Below are 12923 nucleotides of genomic sequence, written 5' to 3'. Positions count from 1 at the left end.
CGTCATGAGGGCTCGCGGGCGCTCCAGCCCGCGGTGCCCTCGACGATCCTGACGGCGGCGCGGGCCAGCGGCTCCAGCCCCGCCACGTCCACCTTGTCCAGGGTGTCGGCGGAGTCGAACAGGTACATCGGCGCGGACAGGAAGTGCACCAGCGGCACGCCCTCCGGGTGGAAGTAGGCGCCGTCGGTCGGCGGCATCGGGGAGAACACGTCGGGCGGGAGCACGAACGAGCGCCGCAGGTCCTCGGCGACCAGCGCCTCGTGGACGAGCCTCTCCAGCTGGGGCCGCCTGGAGGTGAACCACCAGCGCGGCTCCGGATCGCCGGTCGGCACCAGTTCGCCGTCCACGCCGACACATCGGAGTGCGGCGTGCTCCAGGTGGAGCTGGAGCACGACGTCCGGGAGCATGGCCCGGTTCTCCTCGATGAACGCCCTCGTACCGGCGGCCAGCGCCATGTGACCGGCGGTGAGCAGGAAGACCAGGTTGTGTGGGCGCTCGCGGGCGGGCACGGAGGCCCAGTGGCGGGCGGCGGCCAGCACGAGCGCGACGCCGGTGGCGTCCTCGACGGCCGACGCCCAGGGCGCGTCGTGGTGCGAGCCGACGATCACCCACTGGTCCGACGCGCCCGGCAGGGTCCCGATGACGTTGTGCGAGACGGCGGGGCCGGTCTCCGCCTCGACGGTGAGCACGCCGGTGCGCGGCCCCTCGTCCATCAGCGCGAGCACCTGCCGGGCGTCGCGACCGGACAGCCACACGGCCGGGATGTCCCTGGGCTGGGCGTCGTAGGGGGCGTAGTAGTCGCGGGTCTCCCACGGCACGCCGGTCAGCCCGCCCGCGAACCCCGCCGCGCCGTCCCGCATCGCGCCGTGCAGCACGTCCAGGTAGTCGAGTTGGAACGGCAGCACCTGCGTGAGCGAGTCGAACACGCCTTCAGGGTCGTGCCAGGCGGTCGCCAGGTCCCTGACGTACGACTGCGGCAGCTCCGTGAACGCCGTCTCGGCCACCACGATCGCCCCCGGCGCGACCTCCCTGCTCAGCGGCGCCCGCACCTGGGCCTTCGCCCGCGTGTACGGCAGCGCGAACGCCTCGAACCCGGGCCCGCCCTCCACCGCGAGGGTGGCCCTGACCGGCTTCCAGTACGGCAGCTCGACGGGCGCCAGCCGCACACCCTCCAGCCCGAACTCCTCGAAACGCTCGGCGGCCCACGCGGCGGCCCAGTCGTCGGCCGGATAACCGGGGCGCCTGATGCCCCGCTCGGTGATGGCCTGAATCCACGCGACCATCTCAGCTGCACTCGGAATCATCGCCCCACCTTCCCTGGCGACACGCCCCCCGCGGTGGACGGCCCTTAGCTGAGGTTCTTGAGTGCCTGGTTCTGCCAGGCGGTGTTGGTGGGCAGCTCGGGTGCGGAGCCCGCGAAGGCGCCGCGGGCGAGCGCGTCGTCGCGTAACCGGTACATGAGCCAGGCGGTCAGGTAGCCGAGGAAGCCGCCGCCGCCGTTCTGGATGTCGTTGTGGCCCGCGCCCTTGAGCAGCGCCTTGCCCGCCGCGCCTGGCACCTGGTCGTAGTAGCCCTGGACGGCGGCGGCCGAGGAGATGAGCCAGTCGTTCGCGCCGCTGAGGAAGAGCACGGGGCAGGTCAGCGCCGCGACGGAGAACTCGTCCCCCGCGCCGACCCAGACCTGGGCGGGCAGCGCGATCGGCACGACCGTCGTGATCAGCCCGGCGGAGTGGTTGGTGGCGTTGACCGAGCCGCCCGCGCCCTGGGAGTGGCCCACCGCCGCGACCCTGGTCACGTCGAGCTTACCGGCGAAGACGCTGCCGGAGTCCGAGTTGAGCCCGACGAGGTGCTGTGCGGCTGCCAGGATCTCGGCTCCGGTGCCCGTGGTGGTGTCGGTCGAGGCGACGACGGCGAAGCCCCAGGAGGCGAGCTGGTTGAGCACGCCGGGGTAGTTGTCGGGGGTGGCGTTGGTGCCGTTGCCCCAGGTGACGATCGGGTGCGCGAATCCGCCCGCGCCCAGGTCGGCGGGGTAGTAGAGCCGGTGGCCGCCGGAGGTGCCGGTCGCGACCGCGTGCGGGCCGCGGGCCGCGAAGTGCGACTCGACGGCGCTCGCCGCCTCCGCGGACGTCGTACGGGACAGGACGCCCGCCGCCAGGAGGCCCGCGATGCCCGTTCGGAGCGCGCGCCGCCGAGTGATGTGTTCCATGGTCACCTCGCGGGGAAGGGTTTGGAGACATGAACGTCTCCTAACCGAAGCGAAGTACGATCGGTGAGCGATGTCAAGGGATCAACAGAACGAAGTTCCGATCGCTGAGCCGCTCCCCCGGGGGCGTCACGGGCTCTCGCCGGAGACCGTGCGGAGCTCGCAGCGGGAGCGGCTGATCGAGGCGATGCTGCAGCTGGTGGCGCGGCGCGGCTACGCCGCCACGACCGTGCCCGACGTGATCGCGGCGGCCCGGGTCTCACGCAACGCCTTCTACCAGCAGTTCGCCGACAAGGAGGGCTGCTTCCTTGCCCTGTGCGAACGCGACCTGCCGGAGCTGATCGAGGAGATCCGCACGGCCGCCGCCTCGCCGGACGACTGGCGGGTCGCGAACCTGCGCGGGCTGCGGGCGTATCTACGCTGGTGGCAGGAGCGCCCGGCCTACGCGCAGGCTTACTTCGTGGAGCTGCCGCGCGCGGGCGAGCGGGCGGTGGCCCAGCGCGACCGCGCCTACCACCCGTTCATCGACATGGTCACCGCCATGGCCGCCAGGGCCAGGAAGGCGGACCCCGCGCTGCCACCGCTGTCCGCCACGACCGCGCGGCTCATCGTGTACGGGGTCACGGCGTTCGTCGAGGCCGAGGTACGCGAGGGCAGGGTCGCCGGCCTGCTGTCCTGGGCCGAGGACCTGCATGACTACATGGTCACGCTGCTCACCGCCCGGCCCACCGTGCGCAGCCGTACAAAATGGGTGTTGTGAAGGGCGTGCGGCCCACCCTGGGAGAAGCGGCGGGCCGCACGAGACAAGCCGGTCAGTTCTGGTCGAGGAAGCGCTGGGCCAGCGTGCGGCCCAGGGTCACCGCCTGGGAGTGGTTCTCGATGGTCTGGACCTTGGTGTCGGAGCCGGTGAAGACGATGTAGGTGACGCCGGTGTCGGTGCCGCCGTTGCTGGGGTCGGGGTTGATGCCCAGGTCCGCGGCCGTCCGGTAGGAGGCCTCGCCGATGATGCCGCTCGGCCCCGTGTCACCCATCACCGCGTACTCCACCTGCCCGTTGTAGACGATCGCCACCACGGTGCCGCAGCCGATGCCCTTGGTCCGGTAGTCCCAGATGGAGCTGGAGCTGGGCACCACCATGTACGCGAGCTGCGCCGCGTTGAGCGGCGAGTCGCCGCTGGTGTGGCAGAACGTGTCGGCCTGGAAGCAGCAGTCGGTGTCCTCGTTGCACTGCGACGTGCGGACTCCGTCGCAGTCGATGTCCATGTCGCCCTTCCAGAACACCGCGCCGGTCTTCTGGCAGACCGCGACCGTCGCCGAGCTCACGTCGGAGTCCGTCTTGTACTTGCCGTTGGAGATCTGGCTGCACGACGTCACCTTCGCCAGGAGCTGGTCGGCCGTCGGGCCGGTGCCGCCGCCACCGCCGGTCGTGCCGCTGACCGCGGTGCTGTGCCCCGACTCGTTGCCGGCCGCGTCGAACGCGGTGACCGTGTACGTGTGCGTGGACCCGGCGGTGAGCCCGCCGATCGTGGCGCCGGCGGTCGGCGTCGTGGTGACCACGGTCGTCCCCTCGTAGACGCGGTAGCCGGTGACGGCCACGTTGTCGGAGGAGTCGGTCCAGGCCAGCGAGATGCTGGAGGCCGAGGTGCCGGTGACGCGGACGCTCACGGGCACGGTCGGCGCCTGCCCGTCGGGGCCGCCGGGGCCGCTGACCGAGAGCCGGTCCACGTTGGGGCCGCCGTTGGCGGTGGTGGCGGTCGCGCGGACGGTGTTGACGCCGGCGTTCAGCGTGGCGGTGATCTGGGCGTCCGCCCAGGTGTCCCAGTTGGCGGTGGCGGGGAAGTCGCGCGTGGTGACCGTGCCGTTGACGTCGATGCTCATCGGGCGGTTGGTCGACGTCCCGTTGGCGTAACGCAGGGTGAGCGTGTGCGAACCGGAGTCGGCCACGTTGACCGTCCACTCGATGTAGCCGCCGGTCGTGTTGACGTAGTCGACGAAGCCGGAGCCGGTGTATCCGGTGTGGTTGGTCGCCACCGCGGCCTGTGACAGCGTGGCGGCCTCCGCCTGGTACTCGGTCGCGGGCGCGTCGGCCACGGTGACCTCGAGGTAGTCGAGGTTGGGGTTACCGCCCGAGTTCGCGGCCGTGAGGCGGATGGTGTTGTCGCCCGCGTTGAGCGTCGCGGTGAGGGTCGAGGTGGCCCACGTGGTCCAGGCCCCGGTGGTGGCGAACGAGCGGCCGGCCGAGACGACCGTGCCGTTCACCGAGACGTCCGCGGTGCGGGCGCTGGTCGTGCCGTTGGCGAAGCGGATGGCCAGCGTGGCGGTGCCCGCCGCAGGCGCGTTGACCGTCCACTCCGTGTACGGGCCGGAGGCGTTGTCGCTGTTGACGAAGCCGGTGCCGGAGAACCCGGCGTGGTTGGACTCGACGACGCCCTGCGAGATCGTCGCGTTCTCGGCCTCGTAGCGGACGGTCGCGGCCCGGGCGGGCAGTGCGACCAGCGCTGTGACGGCGAGGCAGGCGGCGGCCAGGACGATCAGGGGGCGTAAGCGCGCGAAAGCGGGTAAGCGCAGACGTGGGGGGTGCATGGGCGCTCCTTCCGGTCAGGAGAGGTCGAGGTAGTCGACGTTGGGGCCGCCGTTGGCGGTGGTGGCGGTGGCTCGGACGGTGTTGGCGCCGGCCTGCAGGGACACGGTGAACGTGGCGTCCGCCCAGGTGTCCCAGTCGCCGGTGCCGGGGAAGTCCCGCGTGGTGGTGGTGCCGTTGACGTCGATGGTCATCGGGCGGTTGGTCGACGTTCCGTTGGCGTAACGCAGGGTGAGTGTGGCGGTTCCGGCCGAGGCGGCGTTCACCGTGAACTCCACGTACGAGCCCACCACGTTGTCGCCGTTGACGAAGCCCGTCCCGGAGTAGCCCGCGTGGTTGGACTCGGCGGCGCCCTGCGAGATCGTCGCGTCCTCGGCCTCGTACCGTTGCCCCGCGTTGGGCCGTACCCGGATGAGGCGGGTCTCGCCGGGCCGCAACGTGGCGCTGTAGGAGGAGCTGACGGTGCCCTCCGACGCGCCCGACCACAGGTTCGTGACCGCGGCCGGTCCGCTGAAGCCCACCTGTGACCAGGTGACGCTCACCGTGGAGTTGCCCGACGTGCCGGTGTTGTAGAGCGCGACGATGTAGTCGCCGTTCGACTCCCGCTTGCGCCACACCTGGTTGACGCCGCTGTTGACGACGCGCTGCGCGGCGACGCCGTCCTGGTTGACCGCGATGAGCCGGTCGTTCTTCAGCATCGCCAGGTCGACCGAGGTGAGCGCGGTCAGGTCGGTGCCGAGCAGCAGCGGGCTCGCGGCCATCGCCCAGTGCGTCATGTGCGAGCGGCGCTGGTCGGCGGTGAGCCCGACCTGGTCGCCGTTGCCGATCTGCAGCGAGTCGTAGTCGTTCCACCCCCCGGGGCCGGCGTACTGCTGCCAGGAGGCGGCCGAGTTGAACCGGCTCACGACGTGCGACCAGTCGGTCAGCGGGTAGCCGCTGCCGTTCGGCCCCGAGCCGCAGTAGCACTCGACGTCGCCCTGGGTGCGCCAGCTGTTGGCCAGCCGCTTCCAGGTGGTGGCCTGGGCGATCGGCAGGTTGTTGGAGAGCGCGAAGTTGATCGGCCGGCCGGTCTGGCGCAGCGCCTTGTCCCACGCCTCCACGTCGGCGACCGTGGTCGCGTCCACGCCGTCGATCTTGAGGTAGTCCACGCCCCACGAGGCCATCTGGTTGGCCCACGAGTTGATGAACGCCTGCGCGCCCGGGTGGGAGTACTTGAGCCGGTACATGTTCTTGCAGTTGTAGTTCTTGTGCGTCTGCGTCGTGTCCGCAATGTCCTGCGCGTGGTACGACGTGCCCTCGATGGGCTTGTTGGCGGTGACGGCGTTCTTCGCGATGCCGGGGGTGACGTAGAAGCCGAACTTCAGCCCCTTGGCGTGCACGTAGTCGGCCAGCGCCTTGATCCCGGACGGGAACTTGGCGGTGTCGACCGCCCAGCGGCCGTAGTTGTCGACGACGAAGCCGTTGGAGTCGCACTTCTGGTAGAAGTCGTCGAGGTTGACGTAGACGTAGCCCTTGTCGGCCAGGCCGCTGCTGACCAGCGCGTCCGCCTGCGCCTTCATCTTGGTCTCGTCGGGCCAGCGGCGGACGAAGCTCCAGCTGCTCCAGCCCATCGCGGGCCTGATCGACAGCCCGTTGTCCGAGGCGGCGGCCGGAGCGGCGCCGGCGGGGACGGCCAGGCACGCGGCGACGAGCGCCACGGCCGCGAGCGCGCCTTTCGCACGTCCCGAGCGTGCGCCCTTCATGAGACACCTCCCGTGGTGACGTCGATGTAGTCGAGGTTCGGGTTGCCGCCGTCCGTCGTCGCGGTCACCCGCAGTGTGTTGGCCCCGGCATTGAGCGGGACGGTGAACGTGTCGGTCGTCCAGGTGGTCCAGTCACCGGTGCCGGCATAGTCGCGGGTCTGGGCGGCGCCGCCGTTCACGGCGATGGCCGACGGCCGGTTGGTCGACGTCCCGTTGGCGTAACGCAACGCGATCGTGGCGGTTCCGGCCGCGGGCGCGTTCACGGAGAACTCCACGTACGAGCCGGCCACGTTGTCGCCGTTGACGAATCCCGTCCCCGAGTACCCCGCGTGGTTGGACTCGGCGACGCCCTGCGAGATCGTCGCGTTCTCGGCCTCGTAGCGGGTGCCGGACGGGGCACTGCCGCCCGCGTACTGGCCGCCGACCCACGCCTCGTCCACCCGCCAGCGGGCGACGCCGTGGTGCCCGGTCTTGCTGAGCCGGACATAACGGGCGGTGACGGCGCTCAGGTCGATGAACTGCACGCCGCGCGCGTTCGGGACGGTCCCGGTCTTGACCGCGCTCCCCCAGTTCGAGCCGTCGTCGCTGACGTGCACCTGGTAGTCGGAGATCCGCGCGGAGCCGGACGACGGGTAGACGGTGGAGTCCTCCCGCTGGTTGACGGCGAGGTACTGGATGCGCTTGGCCGAGCCCAGGTCGAAGGTGAGCCGCGCGGGCTCGGCGGCGTTGCTGTCCCAGTAGGTCAGATAGTCGCCGTCGCCCGCCGCCGACGCGCCGTGGCCGCTGGTGGACGAGCTCGCCGAGAGCGTGACGCCGGTGTAGATCCCCTGGCGGCCGCTCGAGATCACCTTGAAGACCGTGTCGTACGTGTCCCAGCTGCCGATCCCGCTCAGCGTCAGCGTGCCGCCCGACTGGGTGAACGTGACGGGCGCGCCGGTGCGCAGGTTCGTCACCGAGGTGATCCGGTAGCCGTTGTCCCGCAGCGACAGCGTGCTGCCGGACGGCGGCGTGAGCACGTGGACGTAGTGCCGGTCGGGGTCGTTCTTGGCGACCGTGGTCACGCCGTGCGCGCCGTTGTTCCAGAAGCCCGGCTTGAGCCCGCCGAACATGTAGCCGCCGCCCTCGGTGCCGCCGAGCGACTCCCAGATGGCCGAGAGGTAGGTGTTCGCGAAGTTGTTGAAGTCGGCCTGCTGGGCGGGGAAGCGGCCGTTGACCATGGCGGTCTCGGCCATGAGCGCCTTGACCGACGAGCCGGCGTTCGTGATGAGCCGGCCGAGCGTGAGCTTGCGGTCCACGGCCTGGTCGGAGCCGCCGTACCACCAGGGCCCGCCGGTGGGCAGCTTGAAGTCGGCCTCGATCAGCCGCGGCAGCGCCGTGTAGATCGCCTGCGGGTAGTCGTACGACGGCGTCATGCCGGTCTTCTGCTCGTTGCTGATCATGTCCATGATCGGCGTGTCTTCGTTGTTGTTCGAGATCGTCATGTCGGGGCGCTGCTGGTAGATCTTGGCGTAGAGGTCGTTGCGCTCCCAGTAGGCGTTGTCGTTGTCGATCCAGAACCCGGCCAGCTTCGGGTAGCGCTTCATCTGCTCGAAGAACTGCAGGTAGCTGAACTCGCCGAACCCGTCGCGGGTGGTCAGGTCCACGCTGTGGCCGACGTAGCTGGAGAAGGCCGAGGAGTTGAGCCAGTCGCCGGAGCTGAGCCCCTCGTTGTGCCACTGCGGGTCGTCGGTCATGTAGTTGATGACCTTCAGTCCCTGCGCGTCCGCGGCGTCGATCAGCTCCCCGAGGAAGTCCCGCGTGGTGCGGCAGGAGCCGGGGATCTCGCTCGGGTACGGCCGGGCGTACCCGAGCCTGCTGTGGAAGGTGGCCAGCACGATGTACTGGGCGTGCAGCTTCTTGGCCTCGTTCACCCAGTAGGAGGCGCTCCAGCCGCCGTTGGTGACGTCGGCCTCCCACGCGCTGCAACTGGTGTGCTGCGGCGAGGTCCGCTCGCCCCAGTGGAGGAAGAGCCCGGCGATCGAGTTGCGCAGGAACGCCTGGCGCGGGTGCTGCAGGTCGGCCCGGGCCGGAACGGCGGTGAGGAGGCCGAGCAGGAGCGCTAAGACGGCGAGCGTCGCCGTGCGTTTCATGGTGCGTCTCCTAGGATCCAGGGGTGAACGCGGGGTCGCTGGAGATGGCCACCCGATCCAGCCGGGCGCCGTCCTCTCGGTAGGCGAAGGTGATCGTGCGTGCTCCGGCCGCCAGGTCGTACGTGATGGGCAGCTTGGCCCAGTGCCAGGAGGTGCCGATCGGGATGTTGTTCCAGTTGCTCCACGTTCCTGTGCCGGAGCGCACCCAGAACGAGTCGTCTCCGTCGTTGGCGGCGATCACCCGGGCCCAGACGGCGAAGGTGCCGCCGCGCGGGAGGTCGAACGCGAGCGTGGCCCAGCCGGTGGCGGGCGCGCTGGACTTGCTGTTGTTGCCCGCGGCCACGCTCACGTACGAGCCGCCGGACGCGGTGGTGTCGGCCGCCGTCTGCATCGGCGCGGTGATCGTGCCGGACTCCGCCTCGGCGTACAGGCTGACCGGGTCCTCCCCGATGGGCGTGGAGTTGGTGGCCCGCACCCGCAGCGCGCCGCCCGAGGTGTCGGCGCTGTCGCGCACGGCGTAGCCGTTGACGCCGCTGAACCCGGCGTCGTACGCGCTGCCACTGCCGCGTTGCGCGACGACGCCGTTCAGCTGAACGTCGGAGGCGTCGTCGGCGATGACGTACGGCCGGTTGTCGTTCTCGTCGAACCTGGTCTCGCCGTTGAGCGTGATGCCGGTGGCGTGCCGGATCCAGTAGCCGTACGAGGGGCGCGCACCGTAGTCGCGCGGCGGGTACGTGGTGAGGTACTCGCCCGGCACCCTGCTCGCCTCCGAGGCGGGGTGGCCGCCGGGGACCGTGAGGTCCACGTTCTGGAACGTGATGCCGGGGCCGAGGTCCACGGACGGCGTGCCGGTCAGCGTGCTGGTGTAGTCGGACGCGCCGACCGTGCTGGTGACCACGGGCGCGGTCAGGTCGGTCCCGGTGACGTTCGAGATCGTGATGTTCCGGATCCGTCCGGCGGGCGGCGAGCCGGGGCAGCGCTTCCGCTCACCGATCTTGAAGAAGAAGGGCGACGTGGTCTTGGTGAGCGTCACGTTGTCGTAGTGGACGTCCTCGATGACCGCGCCGTCCATGGAGACGATGCCGATGCCGGCCTTGCCGGCGCCCAGCACGGTGATGTTCTCGAACCGGAAGTCGCGGAAGCTCCCGCAGGTCTCCGAGCCGAACTGCAGCGCGTTGTTCTCGTGCGAGTAGACGGTGGTGTCGCGAACGCGGACGTTCTGGCTGGTGTAGGTGTGGCCGAGGGCGTAGTCGCTCTTGAACACCAGGGCGTCGTCGCTCGCCTCGATGCGGCTGTTGGTGACGGTGACGTTCCAGCTGTTGATCAGGTTGATGCCGTCGCGCACGCCGCTGCTGGCGTAGACCGTCTTCAGGTTGTCGATCGTGATGTCGTGGCAGCCGTTGATCAGCGCGCCGAAGTGGCCGCCGCGCCGGAACGTGACCCCGGTCAGGCTGATGTCGGAGCACTCGGTGAGCGTGAGCGCCTTGTCGGCCTCGCCGGAGTCCGGGTTGCCGGTGATCAGGTTGCCGTCGCCGTCGATCGTGCCGGTGCCGGTGATGTGGAAGTCGCTGATGCCGCTGCCCCACATGAGCGAGTTGTGGAAGTGGCTGTGGCCGTAGTCCTGGTAGTCGTCGTTCGCGTTGGACTCGGGCGCGTCCATGCCGCTGCTCGCCGCCAGGAGGGTGGAGCCGGCGTCGAGCCTGAGCGTGACGTGCGACTTCAGGTGGATCGTACGGGCCCGGTAGCGGCCGGAGGGGAAGACCACGGTGCCGCCGGGGGCGGCGCTCGCGGCGTTGATGGCGCGGTCGATGGCGTCGTCGTCGTTGGTGGAACCGTTGCCGGTGGCGCCGTAGTCGCGCACGTTGAACTCCGCGAGCACGCCCGCGGTCCGAGACGCCGATCCGGGTCCGGAGGCCGCGCTCGCGGGCTGGGATGACAGGCCGAGCAGGGCCGCGGCGCACGCCGCCAGGGCTCGGCGAAGGGCGATCATGGCTGGATCTCCACGTAGTCGAGGTTGGGCAGGCCGCCGGACGTGGTGGCGGTGAGCCGGACGGTGTTGGTGCCGGAGACGAGGGGCACGGTGACGGAGGCGGACGTCCAGGTCGTCCAGGCGCCGGTGCCGGGCGCGTTGACGGCGGAGCCGACGGCGGTCCCGTTGACGGTGACCGCGAAGGGCCGGTTGGTGCTCGTGCCGTTGGCGTACCTGATGGTGAGGGGCCTGCTGCCGGCCGCCGCCGCGCTCACCGCGAACTCGACGTACGCGCCGGCCACGTTGTCGGAGTTGACGAACCCGGTGCCGGAGTAGCCGGCGTGGTTGGACTCGACGGCGCCCTGCGAGATCACGGCGTCCTCGGCCTCGTAGCGCGTCCCGGCCGGCGGCTGGGTGGTGGAGATGTCCTTTCCGTTGACGAAGACGCCGGACAGCACCAGGTTGTCGACGTTCGACGCGGTGGGCGTGGCCGTCGTGATGCCGGTGAACGTGCTGTTGGAGATCGTGACGTTCTTGATGTGGTCCGTCGAGCGGCCGTCCAGGTCGTACGCCTGCGCCGCGCCGTCGATGGTGAGCCCGTCGGCGGTGAAGTTCTGGACGACCGGCGGCAGGGAGCCCGACGTCTCGTAGTTGAGCGTGACGTAGAGTGCGCTGCGCTCCAGGTCGTGGCCGGTGATGCGGCGCAGGTGGACGCCGTCCACGTAGCCGCCGCGGTTGAAGCTGGTCTTGACGTAGAGGGCGTACTTGACCGGGTAGCGGCCGGGGAAGTCGGGCGCGTTGCACTCGCAGTCCTCGGCGAACACGTCCCGGACCCCGCCCGACATCTCGCTGCCGATGGTCACGCCGCCCCATCGGCCGCTGAACTTGCAGTTCTGGACCACGATGTTCTGCGAGGGCCGGCCGACGCGGCGGCCGTCGCGGTCGCGGCCCGACTTGACGGGGACGCAGTCGTCGTTGGTGTTGAACCTGCAGCCGGTGATCAGCACGTCGGTGCACGAGTCGGGGTCGCAGCCGTCGCCCTGGGAGTTGGTCGAGTAGAAGGTGACGTTCCTGACGGTGACGTTCGTGCAGTAGACCGGGTGGAGGGTCCACATCGCCGGGTTGCGCAGGTTGACGCCTTCGACGAGCACCGCGGTGCAGTTGTAGAGGCCGATCAGGTTGGGCCGCAGCTTGTGGCCGTCACCGAACTGGCGCTGCGCCACCGGATGGTCGTTCGCGCCCCACTCGCGGAGCTGGTCGCGGTCCGCGCCGCCGCTTCCCCACGACGACCAGTCACCGGCGGGCGCGTTGCCGTCGATGGTGCCGGTCCCCGTGATCGCGATGTTGGTCTGGCCGTTGGCGTAGATGAAGGGCGAGTAGTTGTAGCACTCGATCCCCTCCCAGCGGGTGAGCACGGTCGGCAGGTACGAGCCCGGGTCCGTGCGGAACCTGATGGTGCCGTTCACCTGGAGGTTGACGTTCGACAGCAGGTGGATCTTGCCGGTGCGGAACGTCCCGGACGGCACCACCACCCGGCCGCCGCCCGCCGCGGCGCACGCGGCGATGGCGTCGCGGAACGCGGCCGTGCAGTCGGTGCTGCCGTCGCCGACGGCGCCGTAGGAGGTGATGGGGAAGGCGCGGTCGGGGAAGGACGGCGGGACGATCCTCGACAGGATCTCGGGCACGCGATCCCAGGGCGAGGCGGCCGAGCCCGCCGCGCCCGCGGCGACGGGCTCGGCGTTCGCGGGCCCGCCGGCGGCGACCGGCCCGGTGTTCGCGGGTCCGCCCACGGCGACCGGCCCGGCGTGCGTGGACCCGCTCGCCGCGCGGGCCATGGCGGAGGACGCGAGCAGGGCGCCGCCCGCCACGCCTCCGGCCTTGAGGAGGTCGCGACGGGAGATCGTCATTGGAGCACCTCCAGGTAGTCGAGATTGGGGCAGCCGCCCGCCGTGGTGGCGGTGAGGCGGATGGTGTTGGCGCCGGCGGCGAGGTCGGCGACCACGCTCCGGGAGGTCCACGAGGTCCAGGCGCCGGTGCCGGGGAAGGACAGGCCGGAGGCCACCACCCGGCCGTTGACGGCCAGGTCAGCGGGGCGGTCCGTGCTCGTGCCGTTGGCGTAGCGGACGGCGAGCGTGACGGGGCCGGCCGCGGCGGCGTCGTGCCGCCACTCCACGTAGGCGCCGGCCACGTTGTCGGAGTTGACGAACCCGGTGCCGGAGAACCCGGCGTGGTTGGACTCGACGACGCCCTGCGAGATCGTGGCGTTCTCCGCCTCCAGCCGGGTGGCGACGGCCTGCACC

At 70.6% G+C, this 12923-nt stretch carries 9 protein-coding genes; 1 reads left to right on the top strand and 8 read right to left on the bottom strand.

Annotated elements, in window-relative coordinates:
* Window positions 1–2: 2 nt before the first annotated feature.
* Window positions 3–1304 carry a M28 family peptidase gene (locus AB0J64_RS26260; protein WP_364031857.1) on the bottom strand — a complete coding sequence of 434 codons (1302 nt, stop codon included), beginning with the start codon at window positions 1302–1304 and terminating at the stop codon, window positions 3–5.
* A 44-nt stretch (window positions 1305–1348) separates the two neighbouring features.
* Window positions 1349–2206, bottom strand: a complete 858-nt coding sequence (locus AB0J64_RS26255) for an alpha/beta hydrolase (RefSeq protein WP_364031855.1) — start codon at window positions 2204–2206, stop codon at window positions 1349–1351.
* 148 nt (window positions 2207–2354) lie between these two features.
* Here AB0J64_RS26255 and AB0J64_RS26250 point away from each other — a divergent pair, with 148 nt between their 5' ends.
* Window positions 2355–2963, top strand: coding sequence for a TetR/AcrR family transcriptional regulator (locus AB0J64_RS26250; protein ID WP_364031852.1), 609 nt, complete (start codon window positions 2355–2357; stop codon window positions 2961–2963).
* A 52-nt stretch (window positions 2964–3015) separates the two neighbouring features.
* Here AB0J64_RS26250 and AB0J64_RS26245 read toward each other — a convergent pair whose 3' ends face one another.
* The 6 genes from AB0J64_RS26245 to AB0J64_RS26220 form a co-directional block, all read right to left on the bottom strand.
* Complete coding sequence (locus tag AB0J64_RS26245) at window positions 3016–4785, bottom strand: CBM35 domain-containing protein (protein ID WP_364031849.1); 1770 nt, start codon at window positions 4783–4785, stop codon at window positions 3016–3018.
* 15 nt (window positions 4786–4800) lie between these two features.
* Window positions 4801–6525: a carbohydrate-binding protein gene (locus AB0J64_RS26240; RefSeq protein ID WP_364031846.1), complete on the bottom strand. Its 1725-nt coding sequence runs from the start codon at window positions 6523–6525 to the stop codon at window positions 4801–4803.
* Window positions 6522–8654: a discoidin domain-containing protein gene (locus tag AB0J64_RS26235; protein ID WP_364031844.1), complete on the bottom strand. Its 2133-nt coding sequence runs from the start codon at window positions 8652–8654 to the stop codon at window positions 6522–6524. Before AB0J64_RS26235 ends, AB0J64_RS26240 begins: the two co-directional genes overlap by 4 nt.
* Window positions 8655–8664: 10 nt before the next feature.
* Window positions 8665–10644, bottom strand: coding sequence for a glycosyl hydrolase family 28 protein (locus tag AB0J64_RS26230; RefSeq protein WP_364031841.1), 1980 nt, complete (start codon window positions 10642–10644; stop codon window positions 8665–8667).
* Complete coding sequence (locus tag AB0J64_RS26225) at window positions 10641–12530, bottom strand: glycosyl hydrolase family 28 protein (protein WP_364031838.1); 1890 nt, start codon at window positions 12528–12530, stop codon at window positions 10641–10643. The genes AB0J64_RS26230 and AB0J64_RS26225 overlap by 4 nt, the downstream gene beginning before the upstream one ends.
* On the bottom strand, window positions 12527–12923 hold a 397-nt coding region (locus tag AB0J64_RS26220; protein ID WP_364031835.1), incomplete at its 5' end, for a CBM35 domain-containing protein. The genes AB0J64_RS26220 and AB0J64_RS26225, both read right to left, overlap by 4 nt.

Origin of the sequence: Nonomuraea sp. NPDC049695, assembly GCF_040674955.1 — a bacterium.
Classification (GTDB): domain Bacteria; phylum Actinomycetota; class Actinomycetes; order Streptosporangiales; family Streptosporangiaceae; genus Nonomuraea; species Nonomuraea helvata.
The sequence above is the reverse complement of the archived record's forward strand: the minus strand, read 5'-3'. Positions and strand labels throughout refer to the sequence as shown.